Origin of the sequence: Parvibaculum sp. (assembly GCF_045863935.1) — a bacterium.
GTDB lineage: Bacteria > Pseudomonadota > Alphaproteobacteria > Parvibaculales > Parvibaculaceae > Parvibaculum.
The window spans coordinates 92,480-115,139 of record NZ_BTVP01000004.1; the positions used below are offsets into that span (position 1 = coordinate 92,480).

The 22,660-nt window shown below is 62.1% G+C and carries 23 protein-coding genes, 1 tRNA gene and 1 pseudogene; 5 read left to right on the plus strand and 20 right to left on the minus strand.

Annotated features, from left to right (window positions below):
• Nucleotides 1-14 precede the first annotated feature (14 nt).
• From ACKUUH_RS03070 to ACKUUH_RS03125, 12 genes are all read right to left on the minus strand, one after another.
• On the minus strand, nt 15-293 hold the full coding sequence (locus ACKUUH_RS03070; protein WP_013500640.1) for a VirB3 family type IV secretion system protein: 279 nt from the start codon (nt 291-293) through the stop codon (nt 15-17).
• Entirely contained in the window at nt 293-625 is a 333-nt protein-coding gene (locus tag ACKUUH_RS03075; RefSeq protein WP_407948386.1) for a TrbC/VirB2 family protein, read from the minus strand. Before ACKUUH_RS03075 ends, ACKUUH_RS03070 begins: the two co-directional genes overlap by 1 nt.
• The gene (gene trbB, locus ACKUUH_RS03080; RefSeq protein ID WP_407948387.1) at nt 622-1,605 is read right to left on the minus strand and encodes a P-type conjugative transfer ATPase TrbB; all 984 of its coding nucleotides are present in this window, start codon (nt 1,603-1,605) and stop codon (nt 622-624) included. Before trbB ends, ACKUUH_RS03075 begins: the two co-directional genes overlap by 4 nt.
• Before the next feature lie 166 nt (nt 1,606-1,771).
• Complete coding sequence (locus tag ACKUUH_RS03085; RefSeq protein WP_407948388.1) at nt 1,772-2,212, minus strand: CopG family transcriptional regulator; 441 nt, start codon at nt 2,210-2,212, stop codon at nt 1,772-1,774.
• 9 nt (nt 2,213-2,221) lie between these two features.
• Complete coding sequence (locus ACKUUH_RS03090; protein ID WP_407948389.1) at nt 2,222-4,204, minus strand: conjugal transfer protein TraG; 1,983 nt, start codon at nt 4,202-4,204, stop codon at nt 2,222-2,224.
• 170 nt (nt 4,205-4,374) lie between these two features.
• Nucleotides 4,375-5,265, minus strand: a complete 891-nt coding sequence (locus ACKUUH_RS03095; RefSeq protein ID WP_407948390.1) for a LysR family transcriptional regulator — start codon at nt 5,263-5,265, stop codon at nt 4,375-4,377.
• Between the two features lie 191 nt (nt 5,266-5,456).
• Nucleotides 5,457-5,532: transfer RNA gene (locus ACKUUH_RS03100), tRNA-Cys, on the minus strand.
• 15 nt (nt 5,533-5,547) lie between these two features.
• The gene (locus ACKUUH_RS03105) at nt 5,548-6,732 is read right to left on the minus strand and encodes an aspartate aminotransferase family protein (protein ID WP_407948391.1); all 1,185 of its coding nucleotides are present in this window, start codon (nt 6,730-6,732) and stop codon (nt 5,548-5,550) included.
• Entirely contained in the window at nt 6,729-7,994 is a 1,266-nt protein-coding gene (gene hemA, locus ACKUUH_RS03110) for a 5-aminolevulinate synthase (protein WP_407948392.1), read from the minus strand. Before hemA ends, ACKUUH_RS03105 begins: the two co-directional genes overlap by 4 nt.
• Complete coding sequence (pdxY, locus tag ACKUUH_RS03115) at nt 7,991-8,836, minus strand: pyridoxal kinase (protein WP_407948393.1); 846 nt, start codon at nt 8,834-8,836, stop codon at nt 7,991-7,993. Before pdxY ends, hemA begins: the two co-directional genes overlap by 4 nt.
• 5 nt (nt 8,837-8,841) lie before the next feature.
• Nucleotides 8,842-10,071 carry a benzoate/H(+) symporter BenE family transporter gene (locus ACKUUH_RS03120; protein WP_407948394.1) on the minus strand — a complete coding sequence of 410 codons (1,230 nt, stop codon included), beginning with the start codon at nt 10,069-10,071 and terminating at the stop codon, nt 8,842-8,844.
• Nucleotides 10,072-10,356: 285 nt separating this feature from the next.
• Nucleotides 10,357-11,100, minus strand: a complete 744-nt coding sequence (locus tag ACKUUH_RS03125; RefSeq protein ID WP_407948395.1) for a sulfite exporter TauE/SafE family protein — start codon at nt 11,098-11,100, stop codon at nt 10,357-10,359.
• A gap of 102 nt (nt 11,101-11,202) precedes the next feature.
• On the opposite strand from ACKUUH_RS03125, the gene ACKUUH_RS03130 reads away from it, so the two are divergent.
• The 5 genes and pseudogenes from ACKUUH_RS03130 (at nt 11,203) to ACKUUH_RS03150 (ending at nt 17,491) form a co-directional block, all read left to right on the plus strand.
• Nucleotides 11,203-12,759 (plus strand): PLP-dependent aminotransferase family protein, encoded by a 1,557-nt coding sequence (locus ACKUUH_RS03130; RefSeq protein WP_407948396.1) that lies wholly within the window; start codon nt 11,203-11,205, stop codon nt 12,757-12,759.
• 249 nt (nt 12,760-13,008) lie between these two features.
• Nucleotides 13,009-14,226: pseudogene (gene glyA, locus ACKUUH_RS03135) on the plus strand (serine hydroxymethyltransferase); the annotation flags it as partial.
• Nucleotides 14,227-14,253: 27 nt separating this feature from the next.
• The gene (locus ACKUUH_RS03140) at nt 14,254-15,069 is read left to right on the plus strand and encodes a YggS family pyridoxal phosphate-dependent enzyme (RefSeq protein WP_407948397.1); all 816 of its coding nucleotides are present in this window, start codon (nt 14,254-14,256) and stop codon (nt 15,067-15,069) included.
• Nucleotides 15,070-16,227, plus strand: coding sequence for a DegT/DnrJ/EryC1/StrS family aminotransferase (locus ACKUUH_RS03145; RefSeq protein ID WP_407948398.1), 1,158 nt, complete (start codon nt 15,070-15,072; stop codon nt 16,225-16,227). It begins immediately after the preceding gene.
• Nucleotides 16,220-17,491 carry an MFS transporter gene (locus ACKUUH_RS03150; RefSeq protein ID WP_407948399.1) on the plus strand — a complete coding sequence of 424 codons (1,272 nt, stop codon included), beginning with the start codon at nt 16,220-16,222 and terminating at the stop codon, nt 17,489-17,491. The genes ACKUUH_RS03145 and ACKUUH_RS03150 overlap by 8 nt, the downstream gene beginning before the upstream one ends.
• Nucleotides 17,492-17,630: 139 nt before the next feature.
• Here ACKUUH_RS03150 and ACKUUH_RS03155 read toward each other — a convergent pair whose 3' ends face one another.
• The 8 genes from ACKUUH_RS03155 to ACKUUH_RS03190 form a co-directional block, all read right to left on the minus strand.
• Nucleotides 17,631-18,068: a carboxymuconolactone decarboxylase family protein gene (locus ACKUUH_RS03155; RefSeq protein ID WP_407948400.1), complete on the minus strand. Its 438-nt coding sequence runs from the start codon at nt 18,066-18,068 to the stop codon at nt 17,631-17,633.
• 98 nt (nt 18,069-18,166) lie between these two features.
• Nucleotides 18,167-18,916, minus strand: coding sequence for a glutamine amidotransferase (locus ACKUUH_RS03160; protein WP_407948401.1), 750 nt, complete (start codon nt 18,914-18,916; stop codon nt 18,167-18,169).
• Between the two features lie 16 nt (nt 18,917-18,932).
• Nucleotides 18,933-19,376, minus strand: a complete 444-nt coding sequence (locus tag ACKUUH_RS03165; protein ID WP_407948402.1) for an N-acetyltransferase family protein — start codon at nt 19,374-19,376, stop codon at nt 18,933-18,935.
• Nucleotides 19,377-19,402: 26 nt separating this feature from the next.
• Complete coding sequence (locus tag ACKUUH_RS03170; RefSeq protein WP_407948403.1) at nt 19,403-19,669, minus strand: DUF1272 domain-containing protein; 267 nt, start codon at nt 19,667-19,669, stop codon at nt 19,403-19,405.
• Nucleotides 19,670-19,678: 9 nt separating this feature from the next.
• Complete coding sequence (locus ACKUUH_RS03175) at nt 19,679-20,152, minus strand: N-acetyltransferase family protein (RefSeq protein ID WP_407948404.1); 474 nt, start codon at nt 20,150-20,152, stop codon at nt 19,679-19,681.
• Between the two features lie 25 nt (nt 20,153-20,177).
• Nucleotides 20,178-21,020, minus strand: a complete 843-nt coding sequence (locus ACKUUH_RS03180) for an oxaloacetate decarboxylase (protein WP_407948405.1) — start codon at nt 21,018-21,020, stop codon at nt 20,178-20,180.
• 12 nt (nt 21,021-21,032) lie between these two features.
• Nucleotides 21,033-21,947, minus strand: coding sequence for a DMT family transporter (locus ACKUUH_RS03185; RefSeq protein WP_407948406.1), 915 nt, complete (start codon nt 21,945-21,947; stop codon nt 21,033-21,035).
• Nucleotides 21,944-22,606 carry a GNAT family N-acetyltransferase gene (locus ACKUUH_RS03190; protein WP_407948408.1) on the minus strand — a complete coding sequence of 221 codons (663 nt, stop codon included), beginning with the start codon at nt 22,604-22,606 and terminating at the stop codon, nt 21,944-21,946. Before ACKUUH_RS03190 ends, ACKUUH_RS03185 begins: the two co-directional genes overlap by 4 nt.
• Between the last annotated feature and the right edge of the window lie 54 nt (nt 22,607-22,660).

A 22,660-nucleotide genomic window follows, 5' to 3' on the forward strand; every position in this document is an offset into this window, starting at 1 on the left:
GGGGTGCGCCTCCTTCAGACCGCGAGATGGCCGGGGATGCGCAGATGGCGGCGCCCGACCTCGACGAAGAGCGGATCGCGCTTGGCCGCCCAGACCGCCGCGAAATGGCCGACGGCCCAGATGAGCAGGCCGACCAGCCAGAGGCGCAGGCCGAGGCCCACGGCCCCGGCCAGCGTCCCGTTGAGGATCGCGATGGAGCGCGGCGCGCCGCCGAGCAGGATGTGCTCGGTCAGCGCGCGGTGAACCGGGACGGTGAAGCCCGGCACGTCCAGTTGCTCGAACGCGACCGCCATCAGACGAGCGCCCCGCCGCCGAACGAGAAGAACGAAAGGAAGAAGCTCGACGCGGCGAAGGCGATCGACAGGCCGAACACGATCTGGATCAGCTTGCGGAAGCCGCCCGACGTGTCGCCGAAGGCGAGCGCCAGGCCCGTCGCGATGATGATGATGACCGCGACGATCTTGGCGACGGGGCCTTCGATCGACTGGAGGATTTTCTGGAGCGGCGCTTCCCACGGCATGGAAGAGCCGGAGGCGTGCGCGGCGGGCGCGAGGACGAGATTGACATAGGCGACGGCGGCGACCGTCGCGACGGTGCGGCGGACGCGCATGGGGATACGGATCATGAGGGGTCTCCTGTGCTGCTGGGGGTGGCTGAGGTGATGCGGTAGTCACCGTCCGGCCCGAGCCCTTCGACACGGGCGAGTTCGGCGAGCCGGCGCGCGGACCCGCGGCCGGAGAGGACGGCCACGAGGTCGATGGTCTCGGCGATCAGGGCGCGCGGGACCGTGACGACGGCTTCCTGGATGAGCTGTTCGAGCCGGCGCAGCGCGCCGATGCCCGTTCCGGCATGGATGGTGCCGATGCCGCCGGGATGGCCGGTGCCCCAGGCTTTGAGGAGATCGAGCGCTTCGGCGCCGCGCACCTCGCCGACAGGAATGCGGTCGGGGCGCAGGCGCAGCGATGAGCGGACGAGATCGGAGAGCGTCGCGACGCCATCCTTGGTCCGCATGGAGACGAGGTTGGGCGCTGCGCATTGCAGCTCGCGCGTGTCCTCGATGATGACGACGCGATCGGCCGTCTTTGCCACCTCGGCGAGCAGCGCGTTGGTCAGCGTGGTCTTGCCGGTCGAGGTGCCACCCGCGACGAGGATATTGGCGCGCGCCGCGACGGCCGCGCGCAACGTCACGGCCTGGTCCGCCGACATGATCCCGGCGGCGACATAATCGTCGAGGGTGAAGACGGCGACGGCGGGCTTGCGGATGGCGAAGGCCGGCGATGCCACGACGGGCGGAAGCAGGCCCTCGAACCGCTCGCCGGTCTCGGGCAGCTCGGCCGAGACGCGCGGGGATCGGGCGTGAACCTCCGCGCCGACATGATGGGCGACCAGGCGCACGATGCGCTCGCCGTCGGCGGGCGACAGGATTTCGCCGGTGTCGGACAGTCCTTCGGAGAGCCGATCGATCCAGATGCGCCCGTCCGGGTTCAGCATCACCTCGACGACGGCGGGGTCTTCCAGAAAGCGAGCGATGGCCGGGCCGAGCGCGGTGCGGAGCATTCGCGCGCCGCGCTGGATCGCCTCCGGTTTCTGGTGAGAAGAAGTCATGCCGTCCCCAAGTTTTGAAGGGGACGCAACAGACAGTTCCCCGATCGGGGATGATTAAAGGAGCCCGAAATCGGGCCTGTTCAACAAGTATCGAGAGCCGTGCGGCGGTCGGCGGCTATCGGCGGCGAATAGGATGTGTCGGTTATTCTGGCGCTGCGTCGTTCGCCTATTGCCGGTCTGCTGTCGGCCCTTCGGGGATCGACTCAACGTCGCGCGAAAGCTCCTTCAGGAACCTGTCGCCGCTCGCCAAACGCTTGCCGAGATTCTGCATGAAGCCCTCGAACCGTTCGGCGCCTTTCGCGCGCGCCGCGGCCTGTGCGTTCTCCGGCAGCGGCGGCGTGGACGACAGCCAGATCAAGACGAAGAGCGAGAGCGTTTCGCCGAGGACGGCGAGATCCTCGTCGAGCGTGTCGATTTGGCGGCCGAGCTTGTCGAGGCGGCGCGACATGGCGGCCTCCAGCTTCTCGGTCGTGTCGCCGGACAGGAACGACGCGACGGCGGCCTCCACGATAGCCGAGGCCGAAACCTTGCGGCGCATCGCAAGGGCATCGACCTGTTTGAGCAAGGCGGGATCGAAATAGACATTTCGGCGGGTGCGGGTCGGCATGGCGCGTCCTTACAGTTCGATGCCGTCGCCGGGGTCGAGCGAGGCTTGCCGCGCGACCATCCGCATCCGGTTGCGCATGGCGTTGGCCTTGGCAGCGTCCACATCGGGTTCGTCGTCCAGCAGCTCGACATCCTGCGCGGGCATCGGCGGCGGGATGATCTCTTCGTGCTCAGGCAATTCCGGCTCGCGGCGGATGCCGGCATTGGCCGGGTCGCCGCCGTCTTCGCCCGCGCCAATCGCGCCCGTCTGGCCTGCGGCGCCGACGACGCGACCCGACCAGTCGTCGGACGTGGCGGCGTTGGCGGGAGCCGCCACCAGCTCGGGCGGCGTGATGATGCGCTCCTGCAAGCGCGCGTCCTCGAAATAGCGGGCCTTGGTGGCGCGGATCGGCGGCGTGCCGGCGACCATGACGATCTCTTCGGAAGGCGGGAGCTGCATGATCTCTCCGGGCGTCATCAGCGGCCGCGCCGTCTCCTGCCGCGAGACCATGAGATGGCCGAGCCAGGGCGAAAGCCGGTGGCCGGCATAGTTGGTGGAATCGCGCAGCTCGGTCGCGGTGCCGAGCGCATCGGACACGCGCTTGGCGGTGCGCTCGTCGTTGGTGGCGAAGCTGACGCGCACATGGCAATTGTCGAGGATGGCGTTGTTCGGCCCATAGGCGCGCTCGATCTGGTTGAGCGATTGGGCGATCAGGAAGCCCTTGAGGCCGTAGCCCGCCATGAAGGCGAGCGCGGATTCAAAGAAGTCGAGCCGGCCCAGCGCCGGAAACTCGTCGAGCATCAAGAGCAGCCGGTGGCGCTTCGTTGTCGCGGTCAGCTCCTCGGTCAGCCGGCGGCCGATCTGGTTGAGGATGAGGCGGATGAGCGGCTTGGTGCGATTGATGTCGGACGGCGGCACGACGAGATAGAGGCTGACGGGCTTTCGGCTGCCGACAAGATCGGCGATGCGCCAGTCGCAGCGCGCCGTGACACGGGCGACAACGGGATCGCGGTAGAGGCCAAGGAACGACATGGCGGTTGAGAGCACGCCCGATCGTTCGTTGTCGGATTTGTTCAGCAGCTCGCGCGCCGACGATGCAATGACGGGATGGACGCCGGCTTCGCCGAGATGCGGCGTGTCCATCATCGCGCGCAGGGTGGCTTCGACCGGGCGGCGCGGATCGGACAGGAAGTTGGCGACGCCGGCCAGCGTCTTGTCCGTCTCGGCGTAGAGGACATGCAGGATCGCGCCGACAAGCAGGCTGTGGCTGGTCTTTTCCCAATGGTTGCGCTTGTCGAGTGATCCTTCCGGATCGACCAGGATGTCCGCGATGTTCTGCACGTCGCGGACTTCCCATTCGCCCTGGCGGACTTCGAGCAGCGGATTGTAGGCCGACGATCGCGCATTGGTCGGATCGAACAGCAGCACGCGGCCGTGCTTGGCGCGAAAGCCCGCCGTCAGCGTCCAGTTCTCGCCCTTGATGTCGTGGACGATGCAGCTCCCCGGCCAGGTCAGCAGCGTCGGCACCACGAGGCCGACGCCCTTGCCCGAACGGGTCGGCGCGAAGCATAGGACATGCTCGGGGCCGTCGTGGCGCAGATAGCTGCGCTCGTATTTGCCGAGCACGACGCCATCGGGGCCGAGCAACCCGGCGACCAGCACCTCTTCCTTCTCGGCCCATCGCGCCGAACCGTAGGTGGCGACGTTGCGGGCCTCGCGCGCCCGGATCAGGGACATGAGGATCGCGGCGGCGATGGCGATGAAGCCGCCGGACGCGGCGATGATCGAGCCTTCGGTGAAGATCGCCGGCGCATAGGCGTCGTAGGAGAACCACCACCAGAAGAAGGCCGGAGGATAGTAGATCGGCCAGCCCGACAGCTCGAACCACGGATGTCCGAGCTGCGGCTGAAAGCCGAGACGCCATGCGGTCCACTCAGTCGCCGCCCAGGTCATGATGAGAACGATGGTCAGGACGACGGCGATCTGACCCCAGAGTATTCGGCCTCCACGCATACAGGTTCCAATCGGCAAAAATGTCGGAGCCGATCAGAGAATGGGGGTTTTCGGGAGGTGCAACAGGTAACGCTCGACCCGAGTGCAGCCGGATACTGTCGGCGGCGAATAGGACGGGTTGCGCCGCCGTTCATGGCTGCACAACCGATCAGGGTGAACGAGAGAGAGATTCAACCGTTACCGTTTGACCGGCGCATCTGGCCTGCCAGGGCGAGCAGATTTCGGAGTGAGGCACTGCGATTGTGCGGAGACCAGACTGCCGAAAAGACAACCGGTTCTGGCTCGTCAGTGATTGGCAATAACGCGACGCCAGCAGTAGGAAATAGCCCGCTTGCGGCTCCAAGGAGCGTGATGCCGAAGCCTTGTGCGATCATGGATAGTAGCGTGCTGCGCTCCACCTCGAAGCGCCGGATGATCGGCGAAGGCCATCGTCCGTTTAGGCGCATGATGATATGGTCATGAACCTGCGGACCCGTGCCACCATGGCGGACAAGGAAGGTCTCTCCCGCCAGATCGGCCCATGTAACGCTGCGCTGCTCGGTGAGCCTATGGTTCGACGGCAGCGCGGCAACCAACGGTTCGCTCCATATCGGACGGGAATTGCAGTCGGGCAGATCGAACATGCCGACTAAGAACGCGACGTCGATCCGGTGGGCGCGCAGATGTGTGAGCGCATCTCGCGCCGATCCTTCGGTCATTTCAACGGCGACGGCCGGATATTCCGCACGGTATCTCGTTAGCAGACAGTCGAGAAAACTGCCTGGGATCAGGCCATGGACGCCGATGCGCAGGCCGCCGCCTTCTCCCGATGCGGCCAGGTTGGCGGTCTTCACCGCATGGTCGAGATGATCGACGCCGGCCGCGACACGCTCCACGAAATGCCTGCCGGCTTCCGTCAGTCGGACGCCGCGGGTATTGCGCTCGAATAGCGGGATGCCAAGCTCTTCTTCCAGCGCCCGTATTCGTGCGCTCACGCTCGATTGACTGATCCCGAGCGCCTTGGCGGCGTGGTGGAAGTTCAGATGTTCGGCGACAGCCAGCGTTTGAATCAGGGACGCCATCGGAATACGCCCGCCGAGAAGCTGGAGTGGCTGCCGTGCTTTCGTGTCCTTGAAGCGTCGTCGCCGCATATTCGCTCGCTTTCTCAGACGCGATCAGGCGGTTGCCGTGATCGCGCCGTCTCCGCGAGTTGCAGATTCAAGAGGTTTCATCGTCACTTCCTCATCTCCCGGTCTTCATGCATTAAAAGGTTTGGAGGCCCCGCGCTGGGCTCGAACCAGCGGTGGAAGAATTTGCAGTTCTTCGCGTAACCACTCCGCCACGGGGCCGTATTGCTCTGCCTGCTATGCCGCGCGTTTCGAGAGGTAGGCGAAAGCCGCGTCGCAGCATTCGGCGAATAGACGGATTTCCTCGTCGGTGACGATGAGCGGCGGGAGCACGCGCGTAACATTGTCGGCGGCGGCGATCGTCAGAGCCTTGGCTTGGGTGCGCAGGGCTTCGACGATTTCATGGGGAGGGTGGCTTGTTCTGATCCCAAGCATCAGCCCGCGACCTCGCACCTCAGCGATCAGGCCAGGAAAACGCTTGGCGACCTCCTCCAAGCGGGTGTGCAACAAATTGCCCTTGCGGCGTATCTCCGCAAGAAAGCTGTCGTCGTGCACGACGTCGAGAACTGCGTTAGCGACGGCTACCGCAAGCGGATTACCGCCGAAGGTCGATCCGTGCGCTCCTGGCATCATGCCGCGCGCTGCATCTGTGGTAGCGAGGCAAGCCCCGATGGGGAAGCCACCACCAAGCCCCTTTGCCAGAGTCATGACGTCCGGTGCGACTCCTAGCTCTTGGTGTGCGAAAAGATGACCTGTGCGACCCATCCCGCACTGGATCTCATCGAAGATTAGAAGAAGCCCCTGTTCGTCGCAGAGATCGCGGAGCTGACGCAGGAAGGTGTGGCTCACCGGCCTGATGCCGCTCTCTCCCTGAATAGGCTCGACCATGATGGCTGCGGTCTGCGACCCAACGCTGGCGCGAACGGCCTCGATGTCCTCAAGCGGGCACAGGTCGAATCCATCGGTCATGGGTCCAAAACCTTCGAGGTATTTGGGGTTCCCACCGGCGGCCATGGTGGCGAGCGTGCGACCATGGAATGCGCCCGTGAAGGTGATGACGCGCCATCGCTCGGGACGGCCGCAAGCGTCCTGATGGCGGCGCGCGATTTTGATGGCGCACTCGTTGGCCTCGGCCCCGGAATTGGCGAAGAAGGCGACGTCGGCGAAACATGCGCTGGTCAGGCGTTCTGCAAGCCGCTCACCTTCTGGGATGCGATAGACATTCGACAAGTGCCATAGCTTGCGCCCCTGACGTTCAAGGGCTGCAAGAAGGTGGGGATGGGAATAGCCGAGCGCGTTGACCGCGATGCCAGCGCCGAAATCGAGATAGCGTTCGCCATCGGAGGCTGTGAGCCAAGCTCCTTCGCCATACTCGAATAGGACGGGGGCACGTTGAAAAACCGGAAGAAGCGCGCTGGTCATTCGACTGCCTCCGCAATTTCCGCGGGACGGGCTGACCGGGCTAACTCGGCAAGCGCCGACCAGCGTGGAAAGGCGGTGCGAGCCGAGACCAGCGCGGCGATCAGGGCGTTTTCGTCTTCGTCCGTGTGGAGCGGTGTGGGCGTGATACGCAGTCGCTCCGTTCCGCGAGGCACGGTCGGGTAGTTGATTGGCTGGATGTAGATGCCGTCTTCGGTCATCAGCCGATCTGTGATTGCCTTGGCGAGGGAAGCCTCGCCGATCATGACGGGGAGGATGTGACTCGGGCTCGGCAGGACCGGGATGCCGTTGGCAAGCATCTTCTCCTTGAGCGAGACGGCGCGTCTGGCGAGTGTGCGCCGGGCCGTCCCATCCTCCTTCAAATGACGCAGGGCCGCGCGGATGCCGGCGACGACCGAAGGCGGCAAGGCGGTACTGAAAATGAAGCCGGGGGCATGGCTCCTAATGAAGTCCACCGCCTCGCGGCTGCCGGCAATGTAGCCGCCGATCGAGCCGAACCCCTTGCTGAGCGTGCCCTGCACCATGTCGATGCGGTCGAGAACGCCATCGCGTTCCGCTACTCCGGCCCCTCGTGCGCCGTAAAGGCCGACGGCATGAACCTCGTCGACGTAGGTAAAAGCGTTATGCCGCGCGGCGACATCGCAAATAGCTTCCATAGGGGCGAAATCACCGTCCATGGAATAACAGCTCTCGAAGCAGATGAGCTTGGGGCGGTATTTGCAGACCGAGGCGACCTGCCGTTCAAGGTCGTGCCAGTCATTGTGTGCGAATATTCGCTTTTCGGCGCCCGAACGGCGGATACCTTCAATCATCGAGGCATGATTCAGCTCATCGGAGAAGATCACGCTGGATGGCAGAAGACGGCCTAGCGACGAGAGGGCTGCATCGTTGGCGACATAGCCGGATGTGAACAGCAAGGCTGCTTCCTTGCGATGCAGGTCGGCGAGTTCACGTTCCAGCAGGACATGCTCGTGGCCTGTGCCCGAGATGTTGCGCGTGCCGCCTGCGCCGGCCCCGTATTGCTCCAGAGCGGCGCGTGCAGCATTGACGACATCGGGGTGGACGCCCATCGCCAGATAATCATTGGAGCACCAGATAGTGATGCGCCTGCCGATACGGTGGTCGTAGGCATGGATACCGCTCTGCATCTCCCGTTCGAGGTCGGCGAAAGTGCGATAGCGGCCTTCTTGGTGCAATTGTTCGAGATCGTGAGAGAAGAACTCCCGATAGTTAAACAAGCTCATTGAATGTTCTCCGTGCGCATCGACAGCAATGCGTCAATGACGCTACCGAGCTGCATTTCGTGCTCACCTTCCGCAATCGTGCGTCCCAGCACGTCGAGCACCACGCTGGCGGCATCGCGTGTCGCCTCGACGAGAGCATGTCCGTGCGCGAGGTTCGCGGTTAAAAGGCCAGTGAAGAGGTCGCCTGTGCCGACGGGCACGATGGGCAACCGAGGGGACGCCAGCCTGGTGCGCGTCTCGCCGTCGAAGACGACGTTCTCAAGCGAACCGTCGGGCGTATCGGGAAAAGCGCAGCCGGTGATAACTAACCGCGCGCCACGAAACGCCTGTATCCTCGTCGCACCTGTCTCCAGCTCGTGCCAGGACCGGGGCTGGCTCTGCGTAATCAGTCCGATCTCGAACTGATTTGGCGTCAGAAGGTCGGCTAGCGGCACAAGATGATCGAGCAGACATTCGATCACCTGATCAGCGACGAAGACTCCCAGGTTGGAGTCGCCCATGACCGGATCGCAGATGTAGGTGATGTGCGGATTGAGTTGTCTCGCTCGCTTGACGAAGGCCGCCACCACCTCGCCATTGGCGCGAGAGCCGAGGTAGCCCGAAACGATGTAACGGCTCGTCTCGACCAGGCCCCGTTCTTCGACTCCGCGCAGCAGATCGCCGACCAGTTCCGATTCGAGCACCCGCCCGCGCATGGTCTCAAAACCGGGATGGTTAGAGAGCAACGTCGTGGGCACCGCGGCGACATTGAGCCCGCGCGTCTGCATGGGCAGGACGGCAGCGCTGTTGCCGACATGCCCATGCACAACCTGGCTCTGAATGGAGATAATGGATGTCGCCATTGCCATCACTCAGCCGCGCCCTCGCTAGCGACCAGTTCGGGACGCCGCTTCGGCAACTGGCCGTTCAGCACGATGTAGGCGACGAGGCCAATCACCAGCCCCCAGAACGCACCACCGATGCCGAACATTTTGATGTTCGCGGCCGAAGCCAGAAAGGTGATGAGCGCCGCTTCACGAGACGCGGGGACCGCCATGGCTCCGGCGAGGCTTCCGCCAATGGTGCCGAGCAGCGCCAGACCGGCGAGCGTAGTGATGAACGTCGCGGGGAATGCCATGAAGACGGCCGCGAGCGTCACGCCGAACACGCCGACAAGCACATAAAATACGCCTGCCGCGATCCCACCGATCCAGCGCTTGGACGGTTCCTCGTGCGCCTCTCGACCAGTGACAATCGCTGCGGTGATCGCTGCGACGTTGAAGGCATGTGAACCAAACGGCGCCATGATGAGCGAGCCGAGGCCGGTGACGGTGACAATGGGGTTCGCGCTGGTCTTGAAGCCGTCGTTGCGCAGGACCAATATGCCGGGCATGTATTGGCCGGTCAGAGTGATGAGGAACAACGGCAGCGCAACGCTCAGAAGTGCGTTCAGCGAAAACTCCGGCATCGTGAAGACGGGTGCCGCGAACTTCAGTTGCAGGCCAGACAGATCAACACGGCCCTGCACTAGCAGGAAGACAAGGCCAATCATCAATATGCCAACTACGGCATAGCGAGCGGTGAAGCGCTTCAGCAGCACGTAAGCAACGATTAGTAGCCCAACGAGCACTGGGTCAACGCTCGCGCCGCCGAACGCTCCAATACCGAATTGCAGCAGGATGCCAGCAAGCAGGCCCGAGGCGATGCCGGGCGGGATCAGACGAATAAGCTTCTCGAAATAACCCGAAAGCCCAAGAACGACGAAGGCAACCGCTGAGATGATGTAGGCCCCTATGGCTTCAGGATAGGGCGTAGTGGCGAGTGCGGTCACGAGGAAGGCCGCCGCCGGTGTTGACCAGGCGGTGATGATCGGCTCGCGATAGCGCCAGCTCAGCATGAGACCAGTCAGACCGACGCCGATCGAGACGGACCAAACCCAGGATGCCGTTAGTTCAGGGCTCAGGCCGGCAACCTTTGCTGCCTGAAACACCAGAATGAACGTGCCGCCATAGTTGACGATGACGGAAATCAGCCCCGCAACGATGGGATGGGTGAGATCATTTAGCCGAAGGGGTGATGGTGACGGACTCGAAGGCATAGTTCTGACAACTCTCCTGAAAGGCGGGCGCTAGGCCGAAAACGCAGCCTCACATCTAGCCGATCAATGGCCTGATGTTCCCTGCCATTTTTCTTGAGAGCTTCAGACCATTTATTTAGGCGTATTCCGGCCCAAAAGAGCGGGTCGCGACTTGTCCATCGCGGGCGTGGCGATGCCGTCTGATGCTTGAGGGCGGAGCTTCATCCGACGGCGGACTGAATGGCACGCTCGTCATTCCCTCGCCGAACATTGGGGTAAGGAAGATCCAGAATCCTGCCCTCCCGTTCAGATGAGTTCTCGCAATGTCAGAAGAGCGCCCGAGGCGAAAAGGAGCCAGACGAGAAGCCAGCGGAACTGGTGGTCGGTCAGACGGCGAAAAACTGCGATGCCGATTTGTGAAGAGATCAGGGTCGCTGGGAGTGCGATTGCCATCAGGATCAGCGTGTCGCGCGAATAGTATCCCTGCCAGGCGAAGAGGACAGCGGCGGTTCCGAGGATGACCACGTTGTAGGGCCGGAGCACGGCGCTGGTTTCGCCCTTCGTCCAGGGCCGCATCGCGCACCACATAGTCGGCAGCGCACCGGATAGTGAGGCCGCGCCCCCGAGGACGCCGCCCAAAAAGCCGACCACCGAGTCTGCAATCGGCATCGGGCGATCAATCTGCGGGAGCGTTCGACGTAGCGCGAAGAACGCGCCGAAGAGAAGCATGAACCCGGCGATCACAAGCTTCAACGCCGCTGCGCTGATGAGGCTTAGCGCCGCCGACCCAAGCGGTATCCCGACGAGCGCAGGTAATAGGAACCGTGCGAGGCGTCCTGTTCCACCCCGGAGGTCGCGGCGAATGACCCAGATGCTTTGAAGCCCACTCACCACGGACATAGCCGCGACGATGGAGACCGCCTGCCAGGGCGGCATCACCTGAAGCCATATGCCGAGCGAGAGCAGCGCCGTGCCGAATCCGGCAAGCCCATTGATGAATCCGCCAGCGGCCGCGCCGGCCAGTAGAGCGAGTATAAGTTCAAGCGACACGTCAATATCTTCCTGGAAAGGCCGCAACTCGTTGCAGTCTTGACTTCTAATCGTATAATGGCCTGATGAATCCCGCCATTTTGCCGAATGGAATCAGACCAATTGTTCAAGCACTCCCAACTGGAATCCGTAAAAGCATGGCTCGCGCATCCCGCCCATGCGGCGATGCCGCTTCACGCGCGGATACAACGGGCGATCCGGCAACTGATCCTCGACGGCGCACTTGGTCCCGGTAAGCCGCTGCCGGCCTCGCGCGCGCTCGCCAGTTCGCTGGGCGTCTCGCGCGACACGATTGAGTCCGCTTACGCGCAGCTTCATGCCGAAGGGTTCATCGAACGACGGGTGGGCAGCGGCAGCTTCGTGGCCGAGATGACGGAGTTCACGCCAGGCAGGCGGCGCTCAAGGCGCGATGCGCTATTGCGCAATCAGGCGCCGAACCTCAGTAAGCGTGGCGCAGCTATGTTTCACAGCGGAGGCGTGCGCGGAATATTAGCGCCTCGTCCTTTTACGCAGGGCATACCGGAAACGCGGACCTTCCCGCTTCAGCTATGGGAGCGTCTGGAGAGACAGGTCTTAAAGGAGGTCGGCACGCAAGCCCTTTTGCACGGCGATCCGCAAGGGGCCGAGCCGTTGCGGCGAGCAATCGCGGACTATGTGAACCTTGAACGTGGAGCCCGCGCCACAGCCGACCGCGTGCTGGTGCTCACCAGTTCCCAACAGGCGATGATGCTGTGCGCGACTATGCTGCTGGACCCCGGCGATCGAATTTTCATCGAAGATCCCGTTTATTACGGCGCGCGGAAGGCTTTCGACGCTGCCGGCCTCGAATGTGTGCCTGTTCGCGTCGATCGTCAGGGCATCGTGGTTGAGCAGATCATGGATGACCCGCGCAGGGCAAAGGCGGTCTCCCTGACACCTTCCCACCAGTTCCCGACCGGGGCGACGCTGGCGCTGGATCGCCGCCTGGCTCTGATCGAGTGGGCGGCCCAGCATCAGACATGGATCATCGAGGATGATTATGACAGCGAGTTTCATTACGCAGGCAAGCCTACAGCCTGTGTGCAGGGCCTCGACCCGCATGACCGGACCATCTACATCGGCACCTTCACCAAATCTCTCTTTCCCGGTCTGCGGATAGGTTACGTTGTGCTGCCGCCGCAACTGGTGAAGCCTATGACCGTCGCACGGTCGCTACTTGACGGCCACACAGCCTCAATCGCGCAACTGACGTTGGCCCGGTTCATGGAGGGGGGACATTTCGGGGCACATGTTCGCGCCATGCGCGGCATTTATGCTGAGCGGCTCGAAGTGTTGGCCAACCTTGTCAGGAAACATCTTTCGGCGTTTGTCGAGCCGAGGGTTCCTATCGGTGGACTGCAAATGCCCTGCGTGCTGACCTGCGACGTGTCCGAGCGTGCGGCGGTTGATGCGGCAAGGCGCGTAGGAGTCGACCTTACCGGCTTGTCGGCCCTTCACGCCGCCGGTACAGGCAAGGCAGGTTTTCTGATGGGCTTCGCGGCCTATACGCCGGCTGAGATCGAGGTCGCGGTCAGGAAACTTGCAAAAGCGCTTCAGTCTATAGCTTCGGAAAACGCCGCAGAATCAGGCGGCTCTAAGAGCCCATCATCCCCCGGCACCTCGTCGCCCAGAGCAAGCTGACGCCCTGGACAGGAGCAAGTCAGCAATCAGATTGGTCTGGAGCGCTATCTCGAAGTGGATGGCTCTATCAGACCACTCCTATGATAGGGACTGGCAGACAGTCCGCCGCCGCAGCTTCGTGCGACGCCGGATGATATTCCATGACCTTGAAGGAGATCAGCAATGGAAGCATTGACCGCGCGCCCCCCAAGTCGGCCGATACCGGACGGAAGTATTGTCGACGCCAGCTTTTCAGGCGTTGACGGTGCCGTGTTCGAAGCGATTGCGGACGAGCGGGATCGTCAATGTAATTCCATCGAGCTAATCGCCTCGGAAAATTTCGTCAGCCCCGCCGTTCTCAAGGCCCAGGGTTCGATTCTCACCAACAAATATGCCGAGGGCTACCCGCATCGTCGCTATTACGGCGGTTGCGTCAATGTCGACGTGGTCGAGAACCTGGCCATTGAGCGCGTGAAGCAGCTTTTCGGCAGCACCTACGCCAATGTCCAGCCGCATTCGGGAAGCCAGGCCAATCAAGCCGTGTTCCTCGCGCTTCTTCAGCCGGGCGATACGATCCTTGGCCTTGATCTGAAAGCGGGTGGCCACCTCACGCATGGTGCTCCGGTCAATATGTCGGGCCGATGGTTCGATGCGGTAAGCTACGGCGTCGATCCAGACAGCCATCTCGTCGACATGGATCACGTTGCGCAGCTCGCTCGCAAGCACCGCCCCAAGCTCCTGATCGCAGGTGGATCAGCTTATCCTCGTGTGTTGGACTTCGCGCGCTTCAGGCAGATCGCTGACGAGGTAGGCGCGATCCTGATGGTGGATATGGCGCATTTTGCCGGGTTGGTCGCGGGCGACGCCTTTCCATCGCCGATGCCGTTCGCCCATGTCGTAACCTCAACAACGCACAAAACGTTGCGGGGACCACGCGGCGGCTTCGTGCTGACCAACGACGCCGAGATCGCGAAGAAGATCAATTCCGCGACATTCCCCGGCCTGCAGGGCGGCCCGCTCATGCACGTCATCGCGGCCAAGGCCGTGGCGTTCGGCGAGGCGCTTCAACCGGACTTCAAGACCTATGCAAAGTTGGTCGTCGAGAACTGCCGTGTTCTCGCCCAGACGCTCGCCGACGATGGCTTGGCTATCACAACGGGCGGCACGGATTGCCACCTCGCGGTTGTCGATCTGCGCCCGCTCGGCGTCACTGGCAACATTGCCGAGAAGGCACTTGAGTCTGTCGGGATCACCCTCAACAAGAACGCGATCCCGAACGATCCAGAAAAGCCGATGGTGACGTCCGGCATTCGGGTCGGCAGCGCGGCCGGAACCTCCCGCGGCTTCGGCCCCGACGAATACCGTCAGATCGGGGGGCTTATCCTCGACACGCTTCATGCCATTCGTGGCGAAACGCTCTACGCCAATCGGGAACGTATCAACGGACAGGTGCGCGATCTCGTGGCGCGTTTCCCATTGCCTTATTGACCGTCCTGGCGCGGGGCCTGTTCTGACATGACTTCATCCCTCAAGGCCGATCTTTCGCCTGCGGACATTGCGCGCTTCGGTGACGATCCCGTCACCTCCTTCGCCGTGAACCTGAGAGCGGTGAAGGAGCGTATCGCTGCGGCCAGCCTTCGCAGCGGCCGTAGTCCCAGAGATGTGCGCCTTCTGCCCGTCACCAAGACGGTCCCCGCCCATATTCTGCGCTTCGCCTTCGCAGCAGGCATCTCTGATTTCGGCGAGAACAAGCTGCAGGAGGCGCGCGACAAGCAAGCCGATCTCTCAGATCTGGAGATCCGTTGGAGCATCATCGGCCATCTCCAAACGAACAAGGTGAAATATCTTGTTCGCTTCGCGTCGGAGTTTCACGCGCTCGACAGCGTCCGTCTGGCCGAGGAGATGAACCGTCGCTTGGATGCCGAAGGCCGTGATCTCGACGTTTTCGTTCAGGTGAACACGTCGGGCGAGGACAGCAAGTATGGTTTGCAACCAGATGAGCTGGTCCCGTTTGTCGAGCGCTTATCTGAATACCCTCGGCTGAAGCCGCAGGGGCTGATGACGCTTGCGATCTTCAGTGCCGATGCGGAGCGTGTGCGAACCTGTTTCCAATTGCTACGCAACTTGCGGGATCGCGCTGTCCACGTTCATCCCGGCCTGACCCAACTGTCGATGGGCATGTCTAGCGATTTCGAGATAGCGATCGAGGAAGGCGCGGATGTTGTCCGGGTCGGCCAAGCTATCTTCGGTCCCCGGCCTGGAGGAGACGCACTTTATTGGCCGGGTCTCATCCCCAATCCTCAATCTCAAGAACAAAAAGAAGAAATATGAATGTCTATCCCCTTCATCGATATCCAGGCTCAACGCGGTCTTATTGGCGACGCGATTGATACAGCCATGCTCGCTGTAGCAAAGAGCGGCCAGTTCATCATGGGGCCGCAGGTTCGTGAGTTTGAAACGAAGCTCGCAGCCTTCGGCGAGGCCAAGCACGCTCTGTCGTGCTCGAATGGCACCGACTCGTTGATGTTCCTATTGATGGCCTGGGGCGTCGGGCCGGGCGATGCCGTGTTCTGTCCGTCATTCACTTTCGCCGCGACCGCTGAGGTCGTTGCCCTCGTCGGCGCCACGCCCGTCTTTGTCGACATCGACCCGGACACCTACAACATGGACGCAGTTCACCTAGAGGCGGCGATCGAGGTGATAAAGCGGGAGGGTCGATTCAGGCCCCGCGTTGTTATTGCGGTTGATCTCTTCGGACAACCCGCCGACTACCCCGCCATCGCTGCTGTCACCCGTGAATACGGTTTGAAGCTGCTGGCTGACACCGCACAGGGCTTTGGTTGTCGCCTCCAAGAGAAGCATCCTCTTCACTGGGCGGACGCATCAAGCCTCTCGTTTTTTCCGGCAAAGCCGCTCGGAGCCTATGGCGATGGCGGCGCCATTTTGACCAACGATGACGAACTCCATGACGTCCTCACCTCCATCCGGGTCCATGGCCAGGCTACGTCACGCGACGCCGCAGCTCGTGGCTTCGAGCATGATCCGAAATATCTCAACATGCGCCTCGGCTCGAACGGTCGCCTCGATACGATTCAGGCCGCAGTCCTGATTGAGAAGCTCGCGATCTTCGACGATGAGATCGCCCGCCGCAACCGCATCGCTGCCCGTTACGGCGATGCGCTCGCGCCTCACGTCGCGGTTGTGCCGTCAGTTATCGTCGGTGGCGTTTCGGTATGGGCGCAATACACCATCGAACATGAAGACCGGGACGGGCTGGCCGCGCACTTGAAATCGCGCGGTATTCCGACGGCCGTTTATTACCCGATCCCACTCCACCAGCAGCCCGCCTATAGCCATTATCCTGTTGGCCCGAGCGGATTGGCTGTCACGGAAAGTAAGGCGAAGCGCGTCATCAGCCTGCCCATGAGCGCCTACCTCGACGAAGGTATCCAGGACACGATCGTCGAGGGCCTGAAATCTTATGGCTGAGCGAGGCAGTGCAGCGATCCAAGCTGGACGTCAGGCTGGACCGCTTCGCGACGCTCTCCTGTTTGGGGCGCCGCTTCTTGTCCTTGCCTTGGGACACATGCTCTCGAACATGCTGCGCACGCTGCCGGCGATCGCAGCCGATGTCATCAGCAGCGACATCGCAGTTTCGTCGGAAAGCCTTGCCAGCATCACCGGGGCATACCATTTCGCCTTCGCGGCCGGGCAGATTCCAGTCGGCGTCGCTCTGGATCGTTATGGGGTTCGCACCGTATCCTTGACCCTGTTCGCCATTGTCACGGCCGGCGCTGTCCTTGCAGCGAGTGTCGGCGGCGCAGTAGGCTTTCTCATCGCGCAGATCGTCCTCGGTATCGGCTGCTGCGGGATGCTGTTGTGCCCGATGACGTTGGCCGCCAAGCTGCTGACTCCCAAGCAGTTCGGGTTGTGGTCCGGCCTCATCCAGGGCGTCGGCAATGCCGGGATGTTGCTGTCAGCGAGTCCGATGGCATGGCTTGTCGAGCAATATGGATGGCGCGCGGGGTTCTGGGTCTCAGCGATCCTGGCCGTCCTTATAGCAGCGTTAGTTTCGAACTTCGTTCCCAACGCCGCGCCGGATCGAATGGCGGCTCGGACGACTTTGAAGGCGGAGGCGCGGGAGGTCGTGCAGATCGGGCTTTCGCGCCGTCTGCGCGGCGTCATCATCCTCGCCTTCTCCTCCTTCGCAGCCGCCATCGCTGTGCGTGGGCTTTGGGGCGGGCCTTGGCTAATGGAAATCAAACAGCTCGGCCGTGTCGACGCAGGGAACGCGCTGCTGCCATTGACGCTCGCGCTTGTGGTCGGGCCGATGATCTACGGCATCCTCGATCGCCGCCTCGGCCAGCGCCGCGGACTCCTCATCTACGGCCATGTGGTAGCAGGGGGCGCACTGTTGGCCGTCTCTGCGGGAGGGCCGGCTGGCATCCTCTCTCACACAGTCGGCGCAACCGTCCTGCAGGCTGGTTTCGATGTGTGGGCGTTCTTCGTCTTCGGAGCGGCTATTGCGGTGCAACCACTTCTCTTCGCAATGGGACGCGCCGCTGTATCCCCCGATCGAGCGGGTAAGGCGTTAGCGGCCGTGAATCTCTCGTTCTTCGGAGGAGCCGCCGTCCTTCAGGCGCTGACCACTCCCGTGGCGGCGACGTGGGGCCTCTCCGCAGTTATGAGCTTCCTCGGCCTGGTCGTGTTGGCCGCGACGGCGGCCTTTACGGTTCTGACGAAAAGAATTTGACGGTAACGTGCTCTCAGGCCGACCTGTCGGCAGAGATCACGGCTGCACACTTGGTTAGCCACTTCCACATCATGACGGTCCCGGCGCTTCTTTCGCTGCTCGGCGAGGGCTGGGCCGCAGTTGACGAGGACGCCACCAGCTATCGATGGACCAACCGCGAGCTGACGGCGATGCGATTCCAGATGTTGATGGTGCCGATCGCGACGATGAGCTGTGCGATTTGTTCTTCGGAAAAATGCTGACGCACCAGGTCGTAAGCACCATCGGGAGCGCCCGTCTGGGAAATGAGGGTTAGGCTTTCCGTCCACTCGAGAGCAGCGCGTTCCCGTTCGTTGAACAGCGGAGATTCCCGCCATACCGAAACTAGAGGGAGCTTTTGAGCTGGAATGCCGTCAGCTACGGATTCCTTGACGTGCATGTCGACGCAATAGGCGCACCCGTTGATCTGTGACGCCCTCAGCTTGATCAGATGCAGCAAATTGAGGTCGATACCGGATTGCTTGACTGCGGTATCGAGCGCGAACACGGCTGCATAAAGGCTCGGCGTGGTGGCAGATACGTTAAGTCGTTGTTTCATAGAATTCCTTTGGGTTGTGCGGTCGGTGGCTTTTAGGGAACCGCTGTCGAGCCGGGCTCTAGATCCGGGATCGGGGGGTGATAAGGCAGCGGATGGGATCATCTTCCGGACAACAATTGTGACGTCGCGTAGCGGGCGAAAGCGGAAAGAATCGACGGGGCCTCCGTCGAAGGCTTTACCAATCGCCGCAACTCAACGGCATCCAGCCCCTGTTTGGTGAGTTGCTTCGCAAGCACATCAACATAGGCGCCCATGATCTCAGCCGAGTATTCCGGATGAAACTGCACTCCCCAGGCATTTTCTCCGTAACGGAATGCATGGTTCTGGTCGGCATCGGATCGTGCCAGGCGAACGGCTCCGTCCGGCAATCGAGTCACAGACTGCCAATGCACCGTCTGCGCCAGGAACCGCTCCGGCACGTCCGCGAAGAGCGGGTCAACATTCGCCCGCTCCGTGCAAGCGACGGTGACTGTGCCGATCTCTACGCCCTGCGGACGCTGTTCGACTTCGCCTCCCAATGCGTGCGCGAGCAGTTGGTGGCCATAGCAGATCCCGAGGATCGGCAGCCCATCACGCACCGCGCGAACTGTCCATTGCTTAAGGGTCTCGCTCCATGGCTCCCGGTCAGTAACCATTGCGTGGGAGCCCGTGATGACTGCCCCGGCGAACTGGTTGGACTCCGGCAAAGGATCGGCTGTTCTAGCGTCAACAACTTTGACAGCACTTGCCGCAGCGCCGATCGCGGCGCGAATCCAATCCTCATAGTCGCCCTGCGTCTCGACCATCGAAGGGTAGGCTTCTCCGGCCTTGAGTATTGCGATGGGTTTGGTGGCGACTGTGTAATCCATAAGCCAGATTCCGAGCTTAAAATTGCAGTCGATAGCGGACGAATTCGTCTGCTTCGACAAACTCGTCATAGAGGCGGCGGGCCGGGTTATCATCGCGCGTATGCCAATACAGGGTCGACCAGCTCTTCTCCCGGCCGCGGTCAACCAGGTCCTGTATCAGTTTCCTGCCGATTCCCTTTCCTCGACAGGCAGGATCGACGAACAGGTCTTCGAGATAGCAAACGGGACCAGCTACCCAGGTGCCGTGATGCAGGACGCTGACGCTGAATCCCACCGGGTTTGCGCCAATTTCGGCGATACGCCCCATGACAGATGATCCGGGGTCTAGAATGCGTTGCCAGGTTCGGGAGGTGATTTCAGACGCGACGCTTGTCTCGTAAAAGGCGTTGTAGCCGTCCCAAAGCCGGCGCCATTCAGTCTCATCTAACGGCTGTATGTCGCGGATGATGATGTCGTTCATTAAGCAGGCCTCCAGTGCCTGGCCGGCTACTGTAGCGCCGGAGTATCCTCGACTTGTTCGCGACATTTCGCGTTGAAGACGCGCTCGGTCGATGCGGGCTGTTTCAGCAGCATGGCTGGCGGTCGGATCGGCCGCGGCGTGAGATTGCCACCGCAATTCGGGCAATTGCCGCCCGGAAAGGAGTCGGCACAAGCCACGCAAAAGGTGCATTCAAAGGTGCAGATGCGGGCGTCGCTACTCTCCGGCGGAAGATCACGGTCGCAGCATTCGCAATTCGGACGCAGTTCAAGCATGAAGCCTCTCTACGATTTCAGTTCATACGTGACCCAGTGGGTCGCCACCGCAACGTCGTCATAAAGCCGCCGCGCGGTTGTATTGTCGGTCGCGGTGATCCAACGCACCGAAGGCCAGCCGCGCTCACGCGCGATCTCGGCAATCTGCTGGATGAGCTTGTGTCCAACACCACGGCCGCGCTTCAAGGGATCAACGAACAAATCGTCGAGGAACCCAGCGTCATTGCCCTGCAACGGTTTGGGTTGTGGCCGGTAGTGCGCAAGGCCGATCAATTCACCGCTGGCACCAACAGCGACCAGCCCTTCCAATGGGTGAGCCGGATCGTGGAGCCACGCCCAAGTCTGATCCAGAATGGCGTCGGTAATCTCTCGTTTGTAGAACGTGGCATAGCCTCGGTAGAGAGGACGCCAAGCGGCTGCATCTTCGGTCGATACCGGCCGAACCCGAATGTCTGTTGTGTTCGACGAACCCGTAGCCGTCATAGTTCCTCCCTTCTGTTGTTCGCCGTCACTGACGGTCGCTCGTTGCATCGTCCGCCATGAATTTCGAGATGACCGCGCCGGGAAGCGCCTCGGCCGCATAGGTGAAAGTGCCGGAGTTTCGCACTTCCTCGGCGGCGCGCATCAGCCCGCCGAACGCGGCGCGCGCCATCGAACCCCCAACGCTGATGCGGCGAACACCCGCATCTTCAAGCTCGGATACCGAGTAGGTCGGCCCCTTGAGACCCATGACCACGTTCACCGGCTTATCAACCGCGCGACATACGAGTCTGATCGCTTCTATGTCGGGCAGTCCCGGCGCGTAGAGGACTTCCGCACCCGCTTCGGAGAACGCCTGAAGTCGTTTGATCGTGTCGTCCAGGTTCTCGCGGCCGTAAAGATGGTTCTCGGCTCTCGCCGTCAGGACGAAGGGAAGATTGCGTGCGGCCTCGGCGGCAGCGCGGACCCGATCGACAGCGTGAGCAAACTCATAGATCGGATTGTCGGGATCGCCGGTTGCGTCCTCAATCGAGCCTCCAACCAGCCCGACCGATGACGCCATGCGGATGGTCTCCGCGCAGATATCGGCACCTGCGCCAAACCCGTCCCCGAGGTCGGCGGAGACCGGCAGATGGGTGGCGCCGACGATTTCGGCAGCGTTCGCCAGTATTTCGTCTCGGCCGAGGCCAGTCAGCGAGTCGCGCCGTCCCTTCGAGAAGGCATATCCCGCGCTCGTGGTCGCGAGTGCTTCAAAACCGAAACTGGTCAACAGCCGGGTCGAACCGGCGTCCCAAGGGTTCGGGATGACAAAGGCTGCGTCCCGCTGGTGCAAGGCCCTGAATAGCTGGAATTTCTGTTGCTGGTCCGACATGGTATTCCCTCCCTATGTCTGCATGGGCTGGGCTGGCGCTCTCAACGCAATCGCAGCGGCGATCAGGATCAACGCGAAGCCGAAGAGATCGGCGGGTGTTGGCCGCTCGCCGAGGACTATCGCCGATGCGATGACGCCGAAGACCGGGACCAAAAGGGTGCCAAGTCCTGCGGTTCCCGCAGGAAGGCGGTCGAGCACTTTAAACCAGAGCGGATAGGCGACGGCGGTTCCGGCAACGACACCATAGAGCAACCCGAGCCAGGGGAGCACGCCGACAGGTGCATCAACCCCGACGCCGGTGAACAGCATCCCGATGATGGAGACCAGCGCACCGGCAAGAAGCTGATAGATGGCGACGGCAAGCGGGTGCGCAGGAACGCGCGCCCATTTGAGATAGACAATGCCGATTGCCCAACAGATCGCCGAACCAATCGCAGCGAGCGCACCCAGCGAAACACCGGCCTGGATCAGCGGCCAGAGCAGCACAAGCAGGCCGGCCGCGCACAGCACAAGGGCGGCGATCCGGGCGGTTGTCAGGGTCTCCTTGAGGATCACACGGGCCGCGAGCGCCACCCATATTGGCATGGTGTAGGCACAAATCGCGGCACGCCCGGTCGAGGTGTAAAGAATGGCTATTGCGGATAGCGCTCCGAAACCGCCACAGGCGAACAGCCCCGACACGATCAGATGGAAACGGTCGCTGACTTTACGCACGCGAAGGCTCGCGCCGATCATGGGCGCGAGTATGGCCAGCAACCCCGCGCCGGCTAGGAAGGACAAGGTGCGGAAGGTCCACGGCGAGAAGGCGCGCAGACCGAAATTGGTCGCGATGTAGTTCACGCCCCAAAGGAACGCGACCAGAAGCAAAGCTGCTCTGGCCGCGAAGGGCTCTGATGTCTGCCCGGAGGCCGCACTGGTGACGCTCACTGATCGAACGCCAGCTTACTCAGTTGCTGTCCTGAACTGTCGAAGTTGTCGGCCTTCAACCAGCGTTCATAGCCGGCGCGTAGGCGCGGCCAATCGCTGTCGATGATCGAGAACCACGCAGTATCGCGGTTACGGCCCTTGACGACCATATGCTGCCGGAAAATGCCCTCGAAACTGAACCCGAAACGCTCCGCTGCTCGCTTGGAAGGAAGATTGGCGTTGTCGCACTTCCACTCGAAGCGGCGGTATCCGAGGCGGAACGCATAGTCGGCGAAGAGGAACAGCGCCTCTGTCGCGATCCGCGTTCGCGTGATCGCTGGTCCCCACATGATGTTACCGATTTCGATCACGCCATGGACCGTATCCACGCGCATCAACGCCTGCCGTCCTTCGGCCCTGCCGGTCGCCTTGTCGATGACGGCAAAGAACAATGGGTCGGCGCTGGCTTCGGCCTTCTCGGCCCAGGCTCGCAGTTCGCCCAGATCGGCCGGCGCATGGTCAAACAGATACCTGAACCGATCATCCGCGCCCGGGGCGGCCGCAGCCTCGAATAACGTCTGCACATGCTGTTCCGCGTTCAGCGGCTCCAGTCGTGTGTAAGACCCTTCCAATATTCTCCGCTCCGGTTTGGGAGCGCCTTTCCATTTACTCAGATCCACTAAAACACCATCCAGAATCTGACGGTCGATACCGTCGTTGAGTCAGCAATCCTG